Source organism: Nonomuraea sp. NPDC001699 (assembly GCF_053596455.1).
Genome location: NZ_JBSFGF010000012.1, coordinates 23,378 through 40,926, shown reverse-complemented (window position 1 = coordinate 40,926; position 17,549 = coordinate 23,378). Strand labels below are relative to the sequence as shown.

The following is a 17,549-nucleotide window of genomic DNA, read 5'->3' as shown; positions in this document are numbered from 1 at the left end:
GGGATGGTCAGTGCTTGCGTGCCACGGCGGCCACGGAGGCCGCCGTCTTCCTGCCCTCCAGCCGTAGGAGCCCGACGTTGGCGCCGGGTCCCGCCAGGACCGTGAGGACGATCGTGGGGCCCGCGGCGTAGAGGGCCACGAACCCGGCGGTGCCGGACACGAGGGTCTCCTCGAACGTCCCGCGGCCCGCCATGGTCAGCATCCGGCTGCTCATCGCGAGCAGCGCCGCCGACAGCGCCGCCACCTGTTCGCCGGTGTCGCCGTCGAGGTCGCCGGCGATCCGCAGGCCGTCCACGGTGCAGGCGACGCTGCCGGTGACGTCAGGGGTGCGTCCGCGCAGGAGTTCCATCTCCGCCAGGACCTCTTGCCGTAGCTCCACGGGTGGCCTCCTCCTGCGTCGTGAGGGGAACCTCACGGCATCTCCTCCAGCGCCTTCTTCAGCCGCCGCAGCAGCGTCAGATCGGTCGGGTCGCCCGTCGGCACCGGCCCGGCGGCCGTCCCCGTCCGCCCGTCGCCGGCGGGGACGGCCACCGGGCTCGGCACCCGCTTGGGCAGCGCCTCCCCGTCGTCGGGGTGGCGCCGGGGCTGCGCGGGCCGTACCGGGTCCGGCGGGACGAGCAGGCCGGCGGCGGCCAGCTTCCTGACGGCCAGCAGCACCGAGTATCCCGACCGGCCGAGCTGCCGGGCCAGCTCCAGCGGGGTGGCCTTCTGGTCGGCCCGTACGACGACCTCCCACTGCACCTGGCTGAGCGTCACCCCGTGCCCGGGAAGGCGCGGGATCGGCCGTACGGGCTGGGTGTCCACGTCGGCGGAGGGCCAGATGCCGGCGAGCTGCTCGCGGCGGCGGGCGGATTCGCGCACCAGCTCCGGGACGTCGAAGAACCACTGCCCGCCCAGCCAGTGCTCCTCCCCGGGCCGGAACTTCGGCCGCACGCCGGTCACCGGCAGCAGGAAGAAGGCGGCGTCCTGGACCACGCCGAGCACCGCGTACTGGAGCTCGGCCAGGGTGACCGGGCCCTCCTGGAGCAGCCGGGTGCGGCCGCCGTCGGCCTGGAGGGCGCGCAGGGCCGACTCCGACATCCGCCCACGGGCCGCGAACAGCCGCTCGACGCCCGGCGCCTGGGCGCACTCCATGTACGTCACGCGCCCTCCCGACAGGTAGATCGTGCCGTTCCTGCCCAGGCGGAGGGCGCCCGTCGCGCGTTCGCGGGCGAGTCCGGACAGGAGCGAGTCGAGCGCGGCCATGGCTCAGGTGGTCAGCAGGTCGGAGATGGCCCGCAGGCGGTAACGGGCCAGGGCCAGGTTCGAGCGCTCCAGGTCGAGGCGGACGTAGATGACCAGCGGCCCCTCGAAGACCGTCTCCAGCAGCCGGAGCAGGTGGTGCCCCCGGTCGGTGGTGACGAGCATGTCGTCGATGCGCACGATCTCGCCGGGACACGTCCGGGTCAGCCCGTCGGTGGTGGCGCGCAGCGCCTCGGTCAGCGCGGCGGCGGACCTGTCGGCGTCCACGCCGGACGCGCTGCTGAAGGCGACCGCCATGCCGCTGGTGCCGTCGACCAGCATGGCGTCGAGCGCGCCCGGTATCGACATGACCTCCGCCAGGCACGTGTCCACTCCCAGCACCGCGAGCCTCCCTCCGTCGTGGGACGGGGAAAGCGTAGGGGGTCACAAGAGATCAGAAGGGACGCGTTTTACCAGGAGATACGTTTTTATACGGCCAGGGCGAAGAAAAGCATCACTAGTGCGGAAATAAGATCAATTCACGAGACTTTTTCACGATGCCGGATGATTTCGGAAACGTTCTCCTCGGCCCACCGCGCCACCACCGAGATCGGCGTGTGCAGCGAGCGTCCGAGGTCGGTCAGCGCGTACTCCACCCGCGGCGGCACCTCGGCGAAGACCTCGCGGGTGATCAGCCCGTCCAGCTCCATGGCCCGCAGCGTCTGCGTGAGGACCTTCGGCGTCACCCCGCCGATCCGCCCCCGCAGCACGGTGAAGCGCATCGGCCCGTCGCTGAGGCTGAGCAGCACCAGCACCGACCACTTGTCGCCGATCCGGTCGAGGACCAGCCGGGTCGGGCAGTTCGGGTCGAAGGCATCACCGGTATCCATAAGGTACTTATAGCACGATGAAGTAACCAGTATCCATTGGATACTGTGCTTCTCATGAAGATCCTCGTGTTCGGCGCGACCGGCATGATCGGCCAGCGCATCGTCACCGAACTCACCGGCCGCGGCCACGACGTCACCGGTGTCAGCCGCCGCGGTCCCGTCAAGGGCGACGTCCACGACGCCGCCACGCTCGCCGAGGGCTACGACGCCGTCGTCTGCGCCATCGCCCCGCCGCGCGACGGCACCGAGCCCGAGCCGCCGTTCCTGGCCGCCAACCGCGCGCTCATCGACGGCCTGCGGACCGCCGGGGTGAGCCGCGTGGTGGTCGTGGGCGGCGCGGGCAGCCTCAAGGCCGGCCCCGGCCTCGACCTCGTCGACACGCCCGGCTTCCCGGAGATCTACAAGAAGGAGGCCAGGGCCGCGCGGGCGGTGCTCGGGCTCTACCGCGAGGTGACCGACCTGAACTGGACCTACGTCTCACCCGCCGCCGAGATCGCGCCGGGCGAGCGCACCGGGGTCTACCGGATCGGCCACGACGACCTGCTCAGCGACGCGGACGGCCGCAGCTTCATCACGGCCGAGGACTACGCGGTGGCGATCGCCGACGAACTGGCGGAGAACGCCCACCCGCGCACCCGCATCACCGTCGCCTACTGATCGTCCTCGTCCTGGTCGTCGGGCAGCAGCGCCTTCTCGTCGGGCTTGTGCACCAGCACGTTGTCCACGTACGACTTCACCGCCGTGGCCAGCCCGACGTCGCCGCCCGCCGTCTCCGACAGGTACCAGCGGTGGTCGAGGATCTCGTGGAAGAGCTGCGCGGGCTCCAGCTTGCCGCGCAGCTCCGCGGGGATGTCGTCGACCGTGGGGTGGAAGACCTCGGCGAGCCAGCGGTGCGCCACGATGGCCTCGTCCTCGTGGCGCAGGCCCTTGGCGACCCGGTAGCCGTCCAGGTCGTTGAGCAGCCGCCGCGCCTGGTTCTCCTCCACGTCGAGCCCGGTCAGCCTGATCAGCCGGCGCTGGTGGTGGCCGGCGTCCACCACCTTCGGCCGCACGATCAGCCGGCCGGTGCCGACCTTGCGCCGCACCATCATCTCGGCCACGTCGAAGCCGAGCAGGTTCAGGCGGCGGATGCGCTGCTCCACGCGGTGCCAGTCGACCTCGTCGATGATCTCGCTGTCGGTGATCTCGGCCCACAGGCGGTGGTAGCGGGTGACGATGTCCTCCGCGGTCTCCATGGGGTCGATCGACGGGTGCAGCAGCCCGCCGGCCTCCAGGTCGAGCATCTCGCCGAAGATGTTGGTGTGGGCGACGTCGATGTCGGTCAGCCGCTGGCCCTCGCTGATCATCGGGTGCATCTCGCCGGTCTCGGCGTCCACCAGGTAGGCGGCGAAGGCGCCGGCGTCCCGGCGGAACAGCGTGTTGGACAGCGAGCAGTCGCCCCAGTAGAAGCCGTTCAAATGCAGGCGCACCAGCAGCACGGCCAGCGCGTCGAGCAGGCGGGTGAGCGTGTCGGGGCGCAGGGTGCCCGACATCACGGCGCGGTAGGGGAGCGAGAACTGCAGATGGCGGGTGATCAGCGCGGCGTCCAGGTCGTCGTCGCGGCCGGTCACGTACGCCACGGGCTCCACGGCCGGGGCGTCCAGCCGGGCCAGGTCCCACAGGAGCTGGTACTCCCGCCTGGCGTACCGCTCGCTGATCTCCTTGATCGCGTAGACCTTGCCGGAGAGCCGGGCGAACCGTACGACGTGGCGGGAGATGCCGCGCGGCAGATCGACCAGATGATGCTTGGGCCAGTCGGCCAGCGGGACGTCCCAGGGGAGCCGGATGAGGTCGGGGTCGCCTAGCGCGCCAGTGATCTGCAGGGGCATGAACGTCAGGATATGGTGCGTAGGTGGACGAGTTTCTCAACTGGTACTTTTCCGACCGTCCCGTCGTCGCCAGCCAATTGGGAGCCGACGGCTACGACCACACCCTCGGCGATTTCACCGCCTCCGCCTGGGAGAACCGCGCCCGGGAGGAGATCCGCTGGATCGAACGCCTCTCCAAGTCCCCGGCCGACTCGCTGGACGACGCCATCGACAGAGACCTGGTCCTGTCCCAGCTGAGAGGCTCGGTCGCGCTCGAATCCTGGCCCGAGTGGCGGCGCAACCCGGGCCTCTACCTCTCGGCCGTCTTCGGATCGTTGTTCAACGCCTTCCAGCAGCGGCTCAAGCCGGAGGCCGAGCTCGTCGCCGCCGCCGTCTCGCGCCTGGCCGAGGTGCCCGGCGTGCTGGCCGCCTGCCAGGCCAACCTGGACCCCGACCTCGCCGCGCCGCTGCTGGTCACGCGGGGGCTCGGCCAGGCCCGTACCGGCCGCAACTTCCTCACCCGCACGCTCCCCGCGATGGTCGCCGACGAGGCCCTGCGCGCCCGGCTGGCCAAGGCCGCCGAGCCCGCCGCCGACGCGTTCGACGCGCTGGTCGCCTTCCTCGAAGGCTTCCAGTGCGGCGGCACCTGGCGGATGGGGGAGAAGCTCTACTCCACCCTGCTGCGCGAGCGCGAGATGCTCACCTACGGCGCCGCCGAGCTGCACGCCAAGGGCAGGGCCGCCTGGAGCGACCTGGACGCCCGGATGCGCCGGGTCGCCCTCGGCCTCAACGGCACCGAGGACTGGCGGGCCGCGATGGAGTCCCTCATGGACGACCACCCGCCCACCCTGGAGGCCATGCGGTCCGAGTACGAGGCCGAGACCCGGCGGGCCCGTGAGTTCGTCCGCGAGCGCGGGCTCGTCACCTTCGCCGAGGGGGAGGAGTGCGAGGTCCTGCCGTCGGCCGAGTACGCCCGCCCGGTGCTGTACGTCGCCCACTACCTGTCGCCGCCGCCGCTCAGCAGCTCGCGCAGGGGCATCTTCTTCGTCCCCTTCACCCCTGACGACTTCACCGAGGAGCAGGTACGCCAGCGCCTGCGGACCAACGCGCGCGCCCAGATGCCCTCGATCGCCGTGCATGAGGCCTACCCCGGCCACCACTGGCACCTGTCGTACATGGCGGACAACCCGCGTACGGTCCGCAAGGTCTTCAGGACACCGTACTTCACCGAGGGCTGGGCCCTGTACGTCGAGAAGGTGCTGCACGAGCAGGGCTACTTCGACACCCCCGCCACCGAGCTGGCCCACCTGGACTTCCGCCTCTTCCGCGCCGCCCGGATCATCGTCGACACCGCGCTGCACTGCGAGGACATGTCGATCGAGGAGGCCGAGACGTTCATGGCCACCAAGGCGTCGCTGTCGCCCGGCACCGCCCGGGGCGAGGTGAACCGCTACTGCGCCTGGCCGACGCAGGCGCCGTCGTACCTGACGGGGGCCATCGAGATCGACCGCATCCGCGAGTCGTTCACGGGGTCGCTGCGCGAGTTCCACGACCGGATCGCCGGGTCCGGCGGCCTGCCCCTGGGCCTGGCCGAACAGGCCGCGCTGGCCTGACCGGCCCGCTCGCGCTCCCGGGGCTAGCTCGGGCGGCGCGGGAACGCCGGCGGGTTGGCCGCGCGCTCCACGACGGCGGCGAGCTGCTCGTCGGTCAGGACCGCGGGCTTGCCCACGGCGAGCCCGCGTACGTAGACCTCGCACAGCCACTCCAGCAGGCGGGTGGCCTCGAACGCCTGCTCCATCGTCGCCCCGATGGTCACCCCGCCGTGGTTGGCCATCAGGGCGGCCTGCCTGCCCTCCAGCGCCGCCCGCACGTTGGCGGCCAGTTCCGGCGTGCCGTACGTGGCGTACTCGGCCACCTTGACCACGCCGCCCAGCAGCAGCGCGTTGTAGTGGACCGGCGGCAGCTCCGTCATCGTCGTGGCCACGACCGTCCCGAACACCGAATGCGTGTGCACGATCGCCTGAGTGCCCGTCGCCTGGTAGACGGCCAGGTGCATGGGGGTCTCCGACGACGGCTGCAGCTCGCCCTCGACCAGGTAACCCTCCATGTCCACGATCGGGCACGCCTCCGGGGTCAGCCGGTCGAGCGCCACACCGGACGGGGTGACCGCCACCTGGTCGCCCCGGCGCACGCTCAGGTTGCCCGAGGTGCCGATGACCAGGCCCAGCTCGACGGCGCGCCTGCCGTACTCGCACAACTGCTCGCGGAGGCTCATGCGACGGCAGAGTAGTCGGTCGTCCGAAATACTTCCAGCGACGTTTTTGGGTGCTTTTCGCCTCAGAGGCGGTCGAGGGCCTGGAGCATGAGGCGTTCGAGGTCGACGCGGGTGAGCCGGCCCGGGTAGAGGAGCAGGTGCAGACTCAGGCCGTCGACCAGGGCGAGCAGGTGTTCGGCGAGGTCGTCGAGGCTGCCGTCCGCGCGCAGCTCGCCGGCCGCGCGGGCCTGGCCGAGCAGCTCCCGTACGGCGGCGCGCAGCTCGTCGGCCTCGGCGGTCTGGACCTCGGCCAGCCGTTCGGAGGCCAGGCTGCGGCTCCAGAAGCTGACCTCCAGGCGGCTCTCCTGGGTGCGGTCGGCGTCCAGCGGGAGGTTGTCCAGCAGCAGCTCGCGCAGGGCCGCCAGGCCGGTGACGCCCTCGACCTTGCGCGTCAGCCGCGCCCTGATGCGCTGGTGCGACTGGCGCAGCGCCGACAGCAGGATCTCGTCCTTGTCGGCGAAGTAGTGCGCGAGCACCCCGTTGGAGTAACCGGCCTCCTTGGCGATGGCCCTGGTGGTGGCGGCGTCGATGCCGTCCCTGACGATCACCCTGCGGGCCGCCGACAGGACCTCGGCCCTGCGCTCATCGTGATCGACGATCTTCGGCATCGGATCCCCCTCTTGTCGCGGCGACTCCCACCATATTGACTTTTTATTCGGACGTCTGTCTATTTAGACCATGACCGTCGCCACTGTCGGCGTGCACATCGTCGACATCCTCGCCAGGCCCGTCGAGCACATCCCCGAGGGCCAGGACACCGTACTCGTCGAGCAGATCCGCCTCACGGCCGCCGGCGCCGCCGCCGGAACCGCCGTCGACCTGGTCAAACTCGGCAACGACGTGATCACCATGGGCGCGATCGGGGACGACGAGCTCGGCGACTTCCTGCAGGCCGTCCTCGCCAAGCGCGGCGTGGACGCCACCCGCCTGGTCCGCAGGGCCGGCGAACAGACCGCCGCCTCGATCCTGCCCATCCGCCCCGACGGCGGCCGGCCCAGCTTCCACGTGCCCGGCGCCAACCTCGGCGTCACCCTCGCCGACCTGGACCCCGACGTGCTGCGCCGCGCGCGGGCCATCCACCTGGGCGGCATGGACGTCACCTTCGGCCTGGGCGACCCCGCCTTCTTCGCCCTCCTCGACGAGGTGCGGGCCGCGGGCACGATCGTCACGATGGACCTGCTGTCGGAGCTGCCCGACCTGCTGGCGATGGCCCGCGCGTTCCTGCCCCACGTGGACTACGTGCTGCCCAACGAGTCGCAGGCCCTGCTCATGACCGGCGACGCCGACGTGGACACCGCCGCCGCGACCCTGCTCGCCGACGGCCCGAAGGGCGTGCTCGTCACCCTCGGCGCGGCCGGCAGCCTCGTGCTGACCTCCGACGGCGGTCCCGAGCGGGTGCCGGCGCTGAAGACGGAGGTCGCCGACACGACCGGGTGCGGGGACGCGTACTGCGCCGGATTCCTGACCGGGCTCCTGCACGGCCGCGACGTGCTGGAGGCCGCCCGCTGGGGCACCGCCGCGGCGGCCCGCGTGGCCACCGGCCTCGGCTCCGACGCGGGCCTCACCGACCTCGACTCCACCCTAAGGACTCTCGCATGACAGACGCCGAACTCCGCGAGCGCGCGCTGAAGGTCGTCCCCGGCGGCATGTACGGGCACCTCAACGCGGCCATCTTCGCCCCCGGCTACCCCCAGTTCTTCCAGCGCGGCGAGGGCTGCCGCCAATGGGACGTGGACGGGCGCGAGTACATCGACCTCATGTGCAGCTGGGGCCCGGTCGTGCTCGGGCACCGGCACCCGCGCGTGGAGGAGGCCGCCGCCCGGCAGCTCGCGCTCGGCGACTGCCTCAACGGCCCCGGACCGATCATGGTCGAGCTGGCCGAGCTGCTGGTCGACACCGTGCCGAGCGCCGACTGGGCGATGTTCTCCAAGAACGGCACCGACGCCACCACCCAGGCGCTCATGGTCGCCCGCGCCGCCACCGGGCGGACGAAGGTGCTGATGGCGCACGGCGCGTACCACGGCGCCGACCCCTGGTGCACGCCCTCGACCGCCGGCACCACCCCGAACGAGCGCGCGGACCTGGTCGAGTTCTCCTACAACTCGCTGGAGTCCCTGGAGGCCGCCGCCGCCACCGTCGAGGGCGACGTCGCGGCGATCATCTGCACCCCCTTCAAGCACGACTCCTTCGAGGACCAGGAGCTGGTCGAGCCCGCGTTCGCACGCGGCGCCCGCGCCCTGGCCGACCGCCTCGGGGCGGCCCTGGTGATCGACGACGTGCGGGCCGGGTTCCGCATCGACCTGCGGGGGTCGTGGGAGCCGTACGGGGTCCGTCCGGACCTGACCGCCTGGTCCAAGGCCATGGCCAACGGCTACCCGATCGCCGCCGTCACCGGCACCGACGCCCTGCGCGGCGCCGCGCAGACCCTCTACACGACCGGCTCGTTCTGGTTCTCGGCGGTGGCGATGGCCGCGGCCAAGGCCACCATCGAGACCCTGCGCGACACGGACGGCATCGCCGCCATGGAACGCGCCGGCACCCAGCTCAGGGAGGGCCTGTACGCCCAGGCCAAGTCCCACGGGTTCGTCGTGAACCAGACCGGCCCGGTGACCATCCCGTGGCTCAGCTTCGACGGCGACGCCGACCTGTCCACGGCCCTGTACTGGAGCGACGCCTGCCTGCGGCACGGGGTGTACCTGCACCCCTGGCACAACTGGTTCATGTCGGCGGCCCACACGGAGGAGGACGTGGCCCGAGCCCTGGAAGCCACCGACCAAGCCTTCACCGAAACCCGCACCCACTTCGCCTGACCCTCCAGCCGCGGCCCACCCGTTACCTGGTTACCGGGTGGGCGTGCGGGACCCACCCCGGAGGGCGCCTTTGGGCCGCCCGTTGGCTGTCTGCCGGGCGGGCGCGTAAGACCTCACCTCGAACGGCGCTTCCCGGTTACGGGACGCGAGCCTGAGGAGCGCCGCCGCGAACGGCCCTCTGGCCCCTCAGGTGCTCCGGCCGTCGTTCGAGCCCTCTCTTCGTCGTGCTTCCCCGGCCGACCACCACCCGCGGTAGCGCCTGCATCCAGCTCGCAGCCCCGGACGACCGCTCCTCTTGAGCGATGGTCACACTACGCGCTCGCCATGTGACAATAAGTGTCATGCCGTCCCCCCGACATGACGCTCTCAGACAGATGTTCGCCAACCGGCCTCAAGTGGCGGTGGAGATCCTGCGTGACCTCATGGGCGTCGACCTACCCTCCACCTCGCTGGTCCGGCAGGAGGACCGCCTGTTCAACACCAGGCCCTCCGACGACATCGAACCAGACCTCGGCATCGTGCTCGGCCCTCCCCAGAGCCCCGCGCACGCCATCATCGTGGAGATCCAGCAGGACAAGTCCAAAGACCCCCGGCAACTGGCCCGTTACGCCGCCGCGCAGTGGCTGATGCTGCGCTGCGACGTGACAGTCCTGGTCGTCTGTCCCGACCGGAGAGCCGCCGCCTACTACTCCCAGCCGATCGACACCGGGCTCACCGGCTACCGCCTCCAGGCGTACGTGCTGGGCCCCGACGACGTACCGGCCATCACCGACCCGCAAGAGGCCGCCGCCCACCTGGAACTCGCGGTCATGTCCGTCATGATCCACGGACGTGAGCGGAAGGTCATCGAGGCGTTCGCGACGGCGCTGGTGGAGACCGGCGGCGATCACGCTCCGAAGTACAGTGAATACGCTTGCAGCATGTCCGCGCCCGAGGTCAAAGACATCTTGGAGGAGATCATGGCGTCCACCGAATGGCCGCTCCACAGCCGCTTCGCCCACCAACACTTCGGCCGGGGGCACGCAGTGGGCCACGCAGCGGGCCACACAGCGGGCAGTCACGAGACCGCACGGAGAATCGTGCTGTACCTGCTGGACGCGCGTGGAATCGATGTCCCCCAGGACGTCCGCGCGCGCATCGATGCCTGTACGGACGTCGACCTGCTCATGCACTGGACTGTTCGCGCGAGCAGCGTTCAGTCCGCCCGTGACCTGTTCGACGATTCGGACGGCTGACGCCCTTGGCAGCGGGTGCCCAGGTACACCCGCTCCAGGTTCTGATCGATCCACCTGCTGGTTCAGCGGCAGATCTCTGACTGCGTCCGGGATGACGGATTGCCAGGGCGTGGCGCCATGCCGGACATCCCGGAGATGGGCTGAGAACACGTGATCAGCTGTCGGTTCGACCCCGCTCGCGGGGATTCGGCGTTTGAGAGGAGAGCATGACGTCCATCAATTGGCCGGTCTACCGCCCTTCCGTTCGCGAAGCGTGGAACCAGCGCTCCAGGACGGGGCTCCAGGCGCCCGACTGGTTGCTCGGCCTGCTGGCCTACATGGCGGGCTACGAGGAGGGGTGCGGCGAGAACTACAAGGAGGAGTACAGGGATCATGCCCGGCTGGCGGGCATGAAGTGTGTGCTCAAGTGTCTGTTGGCCGAGCGTGGGGTCGAGGTGCCTGACGACGTCCGTGAGCGGATCGACGCCTGCGCCGAGGTCGACCACCTCGTGGCCTGGACCGTGCGCGCGAACGCCGGACGATCTCTCCAGGAGGTCTTCTCCTGACGAGCGGGATCACGCCCGGGCGGCGGGTGGCGTGATCCGGTGGAGCCCGTCGCGGGAGCCGGAAGCCGGGACGGCCAGCACGAGGGCGGTCGCCGGGAACAGTGGGGACGGCAACCGGTCCAGGGCGAACCACTGCCATGAGCGGAAGACGTGCGGCTCGGTCACCTGCGGAGCGTCGGCGCCCCGCAGCATGGTGACCGCCGCCGTCACCCGTACGGCTCCCTCCGGGTGGTCCAGGGCCACGGCGGTGACGACCGGCGGGCCGGCGTCGCGGATGCCGGTCTCCTCGGCCAGTTCGCGGACGGCCGCCGTCTCGAAGGTCTCGCCCGGTTCCACCGCCCCACCGGGCAGGCACCACGACAGGGGCTCGCCCGCCTTCACCCGCTCACCGAGCAGCACGCGCCCGTCCGGGTCCGTGAGCAGCACACCCACGCCTACGATGCGATTCACCGTCAAAACCGACTCCTCCCGCAAAGAGCTGTAATGCTGCCAAAAATCCGGACATGGGGTGAGTGTTGTTGACACTCACGTAAGGAGACCGGATGGGAGCCGATCCCGAGAGCCGGTTCGAGGAGATCTATGCGTCCTCCTACAGACCCCTGCTCGGCTACGCGTTACGCCGATGTCCCGACCCCGACGACGCGGCCGACGTCGTGGCCGAGACGTTCGTGATCGCGTGGCGGCGCATTGAGGAGGTGCCGCGCGGGGAGGAGGCCCGGCTCTGGCTGTACGGCGTGGCCAGGAAGGTGCTGGCCAACCACCGGCGGGGTGAGCGCCGCCACGAGCGGCGTACCGAGGCGTTGCGCGCGGAACTGGCCGCCGCGCCCGTGGTCGCCGGGCCGTCCGCCGAGGACCTGTCGCCGCTGGCCCGGGCGTTCCGCCTGCTCTCCGACGACGACCGCGAACTGCTCACCCTGGTCGCCTGGGAGAAGCTGGACACCGGCCAGATCGCAACGACCTTGGGCATAACGCGCAACGCCGTACGGGTCCGGCTCTATCGAGCCCGCCGGCGCTTCGCCCGCCGTTTGACCGAGACCGGGTTCGAGCACCCGCACGCCGTGGCCCTGGAAGGGAGCTCATTGTGAACATCGCCGATCTCGCCCGCGTGGGCGACGAGGAGCTAGCGGGGGAGCCCGTGGGGCAGGCGTCCGGCGCGGGGGCGCGGGCGCTCATGCGGTCGATCATGTCGGAGGAGCGCGTGCCCGAGGAGCGCGGGCCCGTCCGGAGGCCGCGCCGCCGGGCGCTGCGCAGGACGTTCGTGCTGGGGGCCGTGGCCGCCGGGCTGGCCGCCGTGCTCGCCGTCACGCTGCCGGTCGCCGGCCCGGCCACCGAGTACGCCAACGCCGCCGTCACCCTCAAGACCGGTGACGACTTCATCGACGTCGCCATCACCGACCCCGAGGCCGACTCGGCCGCCTTCACCGAGGCGTTCAAGGCCGTCGGCCTGGACGCGCAGGTACGCAAGATCCCGGTCGCCTCTCAGTACGCGGGCATGCTGTTCGGCCCCGCCACCCCCGGGAGCTTCCCGCCGGGCACCGGCGTGATCGTCACAAAAGCCGGGACCTGCGCGTCGGTCTGGTGCGGCACGGTCTCCATGCCCACCGGCTACAAGGGCAGGATCGTCTTCGGGATCGGCCGTCCGGCCGCGCCGGGCGAGCGGTACGCCGTCATTGCCCCGCCGGGAGTCCCGGAACCGGTTCCGGACGGGCTGGAGGTACGCGGCAAGAGCGTCGGGGAGATCCGGGCCGAGCTGGCGCGGCGGGGGCTGAAGATCGAGTACGTGGTGATGTGGATGAAGGCCGACGGCACCGGCAGGGGGTACGGCGTCGACGCCCAGTACGTCAAGGACGACTGGACGGCCGACAGAGTGATGCTGATCGCGTCGGACACCGTCCAGCTGAACGTGAAGGCGGGACCCGAGGTCCCTCGGGACTCCCTGCCCAGGTCGCGGCCCGCTCCGATGCCGAGCCCCTGGTGGATCGAGAACGAGTGACCCGTCGCTGAGCGGCCCGACGTCGTAGCGCTTCCGCTAACCGGCCCGGTTCGACGACTCCGTGGCCGCCCAGGTGAAGATGCCTTTTGCCATCAGTGACTGTTCACCGGCCGCCCGGGCGGCGAAAACCTGGGCCCTGACCCGGTGCACACCCGCATCGTCAGGAGCCGCCAGGGCGGCCATTTCCGCGAGATGTCCGGCGAGCCGTTCGTCCCCCTCGGAAAGGGCCTTGAGCGCCGCGTCGGCGAGCGCTTGCGCCCCGCCCGCGAGTTCCGCCACGGATTTGGCCAGAACCGCGTCGGGAGCCGGTTTGAGATTGGCCGGATTGCCGTCGTACCAGCCGCCGTAAAGGCGCCAGAGATTGCGTACGACGAATTCCGGCTCGTCATAACGCGCCCGCAGATAAGGGCGGTCGGAATAATGCTCGGACGGCTTCACCGCATGCACGATCTCGTCGAGCCGGGCGCCCGCGTTGAGCAGGTCGAGCGTCTGCGTGATGATCGACTCCAGCCATTCGGCCGTCTCCAGCAACGCCTGCCGCACCCGGTCGGCGCCGAAGATCGGGGCGCCGTGGCTGGGCAGCATGATCTCGGCGTCGAGGGCCGCCATCAGGCGCAGCGCGTGCACCCACTCGCGCGGGTATCGCTGCACCTTCTGGGGGTTTCCGCAGTTGGGCGTCACCCAGATGAACAGGTCGCCGGGCAGCAGCAGCCGGTGTTCGCGCACGTAGCCGATGGTGGCGTCGTCGGTCTCGCCCTTGGCGTGCAGCAGGTCGAAGGTCAGCCCGCCGCGCCGTACGGTCAGCGCGTCGGTGTAGGTGACGTCGGGCCGCCGGTAGTCGGTGGGCCAGCGGAGGCGGGTGTTCTGGAACTGCCGCTGGTTGATCACCGTGTTGTAACCATTTGTCAGCACGTACCGGTCGAACCGATCGACCACCGCCTGATGCGCGTACACGGTGGCCCGAGGGCCCGACTCCTCGAACGGCCCGGTGCCGAAGACGTGATCCACATGCCCGTGGGAGTAGAACGCGGTGGTCAGCGGCGCCCGGGACCAGCGGCGTACGTCCTCGTGCAGGCGGGCGGCGGCCCACGGTCCGCCGGTGTCGAAGAGCAGCAGTTCGCCCTCGGTCTCGAAGGCGATCGCGTTGCCGAACCCCGACCACCAGCCGACACCCTCCGTCACGGTCTGGACGCCCTTGCCCTCCATGCCGGTGTCCACGATGCTGTCGTCAGACTCGCCGCGCCACACCCGGTCCGCGTACTCGATAATCATGTGACCAACCTTGCTTTTAGAACGTCGTTCTAGGCAAGGGATCACGGCAAGGTCACGTCTCGATTGCGCCCTCTTGACGCGTGTCGGCGGGCGTTCGTACGTTCGGGCAAACGTTTAGGAAACTTTCCTAACTGAATCCTCTTCGGGAGCCCCCATGACCCACCCGGGCGAGATCACTCGGCGTCAGCTGCTCCGCCGTATCGGCATGACCGCGCTCGTGGCCGGGCCCGGCGCGAGCCTGCTGAGCGCCTGCGCGACCAGCGGCGGTGGCGGCGACCAGCCCACGGCGGCGCCCGCCACGTCGATCGCGGCGTCGGCGGACCCCAAGAACCCCTTCGGCGTCGACGTCAAGAAGCCGCTCGAAGTAGTCATCTTCAGCGGCGGCTACGGCGACTCCTACGCCAAGGACCTGCACGAGGAGCTGTACAAGACGGCCCACGCCGGCGTCACGATCAAGCACACCGCCACCCAGCAGATCGGCACCCAGCTCCGGCCGCGCATCGTCGGCAACGACATGCCCGACGTGATCAACAACTCCGGCCCCGAGGCGCTCGACCTGGCCGCGCTGGCCACCGAGGGCCACCTGGCCGACCTGACCCCGCTCTACGACGCGCCCTCCTTCGACGACCCGTCCAAGAAGGTCCGCGACACGATCACGCCGCTCGTGCTGCAGAACGGCAAGCTCGACGGCAAGGACCTGGTGCTCAACTACACCGTGTCCCACCGGGCGCTGTGGTACAACGCCAAGCTGTTCGCCGCCAAGGGCTGGAGCGTGCCGAAGACCTGGGCCGAGTTCACGGCGCTCGGCGAGGCGGCCAAGAAGGAGGGCATCGCGCTCTTCGCCTACCCCGGCAAGAAGGGCCCGTACTACCAGCTCTGGAACGTCCTGTACACGGCTGCCAAGATCGGTGGCAACCAGGTCATCATCGACATCGACAACCTCGTCGACAACGCCTGGACGAGCGAGGCGGTCAAGCAGGCGGTCACCGCATGGCTGGACATCCAGCAGAAGTACGGCGACAAGGCGTACCTGGGCCTCGACCACACCCAGACCCAGGTCAAGCAGCTTCAGAACAAGGTGCTGTTCTACCCGTGCGGCTCCTGGCTGGAGAACGAGATGACCAAGGACATCCCGCTCGACTTCGAGTACGCCCTGGCCCCCATCCCCGACGTCACCGCCTCCGACAAGATGCCGTACGGCGCGATCCAGGTCGGCGTGGGCGAGAACTTCGTCGTCGCGGCGAAGGGCAAGAACCCGCAGGGCGGCCTGGAGTACCTGCGGATCATGTTGTCGAAGGAGGGCGCGGCGGGCTTCACCAAGAAGACCAACAACCTCACGGTGGTGACCGGCGCCGCCGACAGCTCCGAGTTCCCGCCCGGCCTGGTCAGCGCATCCAAGGCGCAGGACGCGGCCGGCGAGAACATCATCACCGACGCCCGCTTCGAGGGCTGGTACAAGGAGCTGTTCGACTACGGCTGGGAGCAGACCAACGTCCTGATGTCCGGCCGCATCACCCCTGACGAATTCTGCACGCGCATGCAGAAGAAGGCCGACGACGTCAAGAAGGACGACTCCATCACCAAGCAGACGCGGAGCGCCTGAGCACATGGAGCGGTTGCGCAAGTACGGATTCGTCATCGGGTTCCTGGCCGTCCCGGTCACGCTTTACACGGTCTTCGTGATCAGCCCATATGTTCAGGCGTTCCAGCTCTCCCTGACGAGCTGGAACGGCGTCAGCTCGGTCGTCCGATTCGTGGGGCTGGACAATTTCGGCCGGTTGTTCGACGACGACAATTTCTGGCAGGCCCTGCGCAATCACGGAATTCTCCTGCTGGTGCTGCCGCTCCTGACGATCGTCATCGCGCTGTTCCTGTCGTTCCTGCTGAATCTCGGCGGCGGCACCCGCGGCGCGGGAATGCGTGGGGTCTGGGGGTCGAATTTCTACCGGGTGGTGTTCTTCTTCCCCCAGGTTCTCGCCGTGGCCGTGGTCGGCGTGCTGTTCCAGGCCATCTACCGTCCCGACGAGGACGGCGTGATCAACGGCACGCTGGCCAGGCTCGGGCTCTCCGAGCCGATCGGCTGGCTCACCGAGCCGGGCCTGGCGCTCTGGTCGATCATCGCGGTGATGGTCTGGCAGGCGGTCGGCTTCTACGTGGTGCTGTTCTCCGCGGGCATGGCCGCCATCCCCAAGGACTACTTCGAGGCCGCCTCCATCGACGGCGCCGGCCGGATGCGGCTGTTCTTCTCCATCACGCTGCCGCTGCTGCGCGACACCCTCCAGGTCGGCTGGATCTACCTGGGGATCGCCGCCTTCGACGGCTTCGCGCTGATCCAGGTGCTGGCGGGCGACCGGGGCGAGCCGGACGGGGCCACCACCATCCTGCCCATCACCATCTACAAGACCGCCTTCGACTACCACAAGGTCGGCTACGCCTCGGCGATGGGCGTCGTGCTGTTCTTCCTGACAGTGACGTTCGCCGTGCTGACGCTCCGTACGACCAGGCGTGAAAGGGTTGAGCTCTGATGGCTTCGCGTGGAGCGGGCAGGCCGCGGCCCGGCGTGCTGAGCGGGCTCTCGCACGTGGCCCTGGCCGTCTGGGCCCTGCTGATCATCCTGCCGCTGCTGTGGACGTTCCTGGCCTCGTTCAAGACCAACACCGAGATCTTCGGCGACCCGCTCCAGCTCCCCGGGGCGCTGCGGCTGGACGCCTGGGGGCGGGCCTGGGACAAGGCGCACGTCGGGCAGTACATGCTCAACACGGTCATCGTCGTGTTCTTCGGCACGGCGGGCACGATGTTGTTCGGCTCGATGGCGGCGTACGTGCTGGGCCGCTACAGCTTCGTCGGCGGCAAGCTGATCTACTACTACTTCGTCGCCGGGCTCGCCTTCCCCATCTTCCTGGCGCTCGGGCCGCTGTTCTTCGTCGTCAAGCAGTTCGGGCTGCTCGACTCGCACATCGGCCTGATCATCGTCTACATCGCGTACTCGCTGCCCTTCACGATCTTCTTCCTGGCCGCGTTCTTCCGCACGCTGCCCGAGGCGGTCGCCGAGGCGGCCCTGATCGACGGCGCCTCGCACACCCGGACGTTCTTCCAGATCATGGTCCCGATGGCCAAGCCCGGCCTGGTCAGCATCACGATCTTCAACGTCCTGGGGCAGTGGAACCAGTACCTGCTGCCGCTGGCGCTCATGGGCGGCGCGCCGGAGAAGTGGCCGCTCACGCTCGGCATCGCCAGGATCTCCACCAGGGCCGGCTACGAGGCGGACTGGCCGGGCCTGTTCGCCGCGCTGAGCATGACCATCCTGCCGGTGATGGTCATCTACATCATCTTCCAGCGGCAGATCCAGTCCGGGTTGAGCTCGGGCGCGCTGAAGTGAGATTCGCCGAACACGCGTCGTAGTCGTACGGCTACTCGTTAGA

The 17,549-nt window shown here is 69.8% G+C and carries 20 protein-coding genes; 11 read left to right on the top strand and 9 right to left on the bottom strand.

Annotation, left to right across the window (positions count from 1 at the left end):
* Positions 1-7: 7 nt before the first annotated feature.
* The 4 genes from ACWCSU_RS31320 to ACWCSU_RS31305 form a co-directional block, all read right to left on the bottom strand.
* Positions 8-379, bottom strand: a complete 372-nt coding sequence (locus ACWCSU_RS31320) for a roadblock/LC7 domain-containing protein (protein WP_357699143.1) — start codon at positions 377-379, stop codon at positions 8-10.
* A 32-nt stretch (positions 380-411) separates the two neighbouring features.
* Positions 412-1,245: a hypothetical protein gene (locus tag ACWCSU_RS31315; protein ID WP_449939817.1), complete on the bottom strand. Its 834-nt coding sequence runs from the start codon at positions 1,243-1,245 to the stop codon at positions 412-414.
* 3 nt (positions 1,246-1,248) lie between these two features.
* Positions 1,249-1,623 carry a roadblock/LC7 domain-containing protein gene (locus ACWCSU_RS31310; RefSeq protein ID WP_357699147.1) on the bottom strand — a complete coding sequence of 125 codons (375 nt, stop codon included), beginning with the start codon at positions 1,621-1,623 and terminating at the stop codon, positions 1,249-1,251.
* A gap of 137 nt (positions 1,624-1,760) precedes the next feature.
* Entirely contained in the window at positions 1,761-2,111 is a 351-nt protein-coding gene (locus ACWCSU_RS31305) for a winged helix-turn-helix transcriptional regulator (protein ID WP_357699149.1), read from the bottom strand.
* A 54-nt stretch (positions 2,112-2,165) separates the two neighbouring features.
* Between ACWCSU_RS31305 and ACWCSU_RS31300 the strand changes: the two genes are divergently transcribed.
* On the top strand, positions 2,166-2,768 hold the full coding sequence (locus tag ACWCSU_RS31300) for an NAD(P)-dependent oxidoreductase (RefSeq protein WP_364084685.1): 603 nt from the start codon (positions 2,166-2,168) through the stop codon (positions 2,766-2,768).
* Here the strand turns inward: ACWCSU_RS31300 and ACWCSU_RS31295 are convergent.
* Positions 2,762-3,979: a DUF4032 domain-containing protein gene (locus ACWCSU_RS31295; RefSeq protein WP_357699153.1), complete on the bottom strand. Its 1,218-nt coding sequence runs from the start codon at positions 3,977-3,979 to the stop codon at positions 2,762-2,764. The genes ACWCSU_RS31300 and ACWCSU_RS31295 overlap by 7 nt on opposite strands.
* 23 nt (positions 3,980-4,002) lie before the next feature.
* On the opposite strand from ACWCSU_RS31295, the gene ACWCSU_RS31290 reads away from it, so the two are divergent.
* Positions 4,003-5,571 (top strand): DUF885 domain-containing protein, encoded by a 1,569-nt coding sequence (locus ACWCSU_RS31290; protein ID WP_449939815.1) that lies wholly within the window; start codon positions 4,003-4,005, stop codon positions 5,569-5,571.
* Positions 5,572-5,594: 23 nt separating this feature from the next.
* Here ACWCSU_RS31290 and ACWCSU_RS31285 read toward each other — a convergent pair whose 3' ends face one another.
* The gene (locus tag ACWCSU_RS31285) at positions 5,595-6,233 is read right to left on the bottom strand and encodes a class II aldolase/adducin family protein (RefSeq protein WP_449939813.1); all 639 of its coding nucleotides are present in this window, start codon (positions 6,231-6,233) and stop codon (positions 5,595-5,597) included.
* A gap of 62 nt (positions 6,234-6,295) precedes the next feature.
* Positions 6,296-6,880, bottom strand: coding sequence for a TetR/AcrR family transcriptional regulator (locus ACWCSU_RS31280; protein ID WP_449939812.1), 585 nt, complete (start codon positions 6,878-6,880; stop codon positions 6,296-6,298).
* A 70-nt stretch (positions 6,881-6,950) separates the two neighbouring features.
* Between ACWCSU_RS31280 and ACWCSU_RS31275 the strand changes: the two genes are divergently transcribed.
* The 4 genes from ACWCSU_RS31275 to ACWCSU_RS31260 all read left to right on the top strand — a co-directional run bounded on the left by ACWCSU_RS31275 (position 6,951) and on the right by ACWCSU_RS31260 (position 10,862).
* Complete coding sequence (locus tag ACWCSU_RS31275; protein WP_357699161.1) at positions 6,951-7,871, top strand: carbohydrate kinase family protein; 921 nt, start codon at positions 6,951-6,953, stop codon at positions 7,869-7,871.
* Positions 7,868-9,082 carry an aminotransferase class III-fold pyridoxal phosphate-dependent enzyme gene (locus ACWCSU_RS31270; protein WP_357699163.1) on the top strand — a complete coding sequence of 405 codons (1,215 nt, stop codon included), beginning with the start codon at positions 7,868-7,870 and terminating at the stop codon, positions 9,080-9,082. The genes ACWCSU_RS31275 and ACWCSU_RS31270 overlap by 4 nt, the downstream gene beginning before the upstream one ends.
* A 374-nt stretch (positions 9,083-9,456) precedes the next feature.
* Complete coding sequence (locus ACWCSU_RS31265) at positions 9,457-10,317, top strand: hypothetical protein (protein ID WP_449939810.1); 861 nt, start codon at positions 9,457-9,459, stop codon at positions 10,315-10,317.
* 206 nt (positions 10,318-10,523) lie between these two features.
* Positions 10,524-10,862: a hypothetical protein gene (locus tag ACWCSU_RS31260; protein WP_449939808.1), complete on the top strand. Its 339-nt coding sequence runs from the start codon at positions 10,524-10,526 to the stop codon at positions 10,860-10,862.
* A 9-nt stretch (positions 10,863-10,871) separates the two neighbouring features.
* Here the strand turns inward: ACWCSU_RS31260 and ACWCSU_RS31255 are convergent, their stop codons facing one another.
* Positions 10,872-11,312: a nucleotide triphosphate diphosphatase NUDT15 gene (locus ACWCSU_RS31255; RefSeq protein ID WP_449939806.1), complete on the bottom strand. Its 441-nt coding sequence runs from the start codon at positions 11,310-11,312 to the stop codon at positions 10,872-10,874.
* 92 nt (positions 11,313-11,404) lie between these two features.
* Here ACWCSU_RS31255 and ACWCSU_RS31250 point away from each other — a divergent pair, with 92 nt between their 5' ends.
* Together ACWCSU_RS31250 and ACWCSU_RS31245 are read left to right on the top strand one after the other, a co-directional pair.
* Positions 11,405-11,947: an RNA polymerase sigma factor gene (locus ACWCSU_RS31250; RefSeq protein ID WP_449939805.1), complete on the top strand. Its 543-nt coding sequence runs from the start codon at positions 11,405-11,407 to the stop codon at positions 11,945-11,947.
* Positions 11,944-12,855: a hypothetical protein gene (locus tag ACWCSU_RS31245; RefSeq protein ID WP_449939803.1), complete on the top strand. Its 912-nt coding sequence runs from the start codon at positions 11,944-11,946 to the stop codon at positions 12,853-12,855. Before ACWCSU_RS31250 ends, ACWCSU_RS31245 begins: the two co-directional genes overlap by 4 nt.
* A gap of 36 nt (positions 12,856-12,891) precedes the next feature.
* Here ACWCSU_RS31245 and ACWCSU_RS31240 read toward each other — a convergent pair whose 3' ends face one another.
* The gene (locus ACWCSU_RS31240) at positions 12,892-14,127 is read right to left on the bottom strand and encodes an alkyl sulfatase dimerization domain-containing protein (protein WP_449939800.1); all 1,236 of its coding nucleotides are present in this window, start codon (positions 14,125-14,127) and stop codon (positions 12,892-12,894) included.
* A 154-nt stretch (positions 14,128-14,281) separates the two neighbouring features.
* Between ACWCSU_RS31240 and ngcE the strand changes: the two genes are divergently transcribed.
* From ngcE to ACWCSU_RS31225, 3 genes are read left to right on the top strand one after another with little or no spacing between them, the layout of a single operon-like run.
* Positions 14,282-15,730: an N-acetylglucosamine/diacetylchitobiose ABC transporter substrate-binding protein gene (gene ngcE / locus ACWCSU_RS31235; protein WP_449939797.1), complete on the top strand. Its 1,449-nt coding sequence runs from the start codon at positions 14,282-14,284 to the stop codon at positions 15,728-15,730.
* A gap of 4 nt (positions 15,731-15,734) precedes the next feature.
* Positions 15,735-16,652, top strand: a complete 918-nt coding sequence (locus tag ACWCSU_RS31230) for a carbohydrate ABC transporter permease (RefSeq protein ID WP_357699177.1) — start codon at positions 15,735-15,737, stop codon at positions 16,650-16,652.
* Positions 16,652-17,506 carry a carbohydrate ABC transporter permease gene (locus ACWCSU_RS31225; protein WP_357699179.1) on the top strand — a complete coding sequence of 285 codons (855 nt, stop codon included), beginning with the start codon at positions 16,652-16,654 and terminating at the stop codon, positions 17,504-17,506. Before ACWCSU_RS31230 ends, ACWCSU_RS31225 begins: the two co-directional genes overlap by 1 nt.
* Positions 17,507-17,549 lie beyond the last annotated feature (43 nt).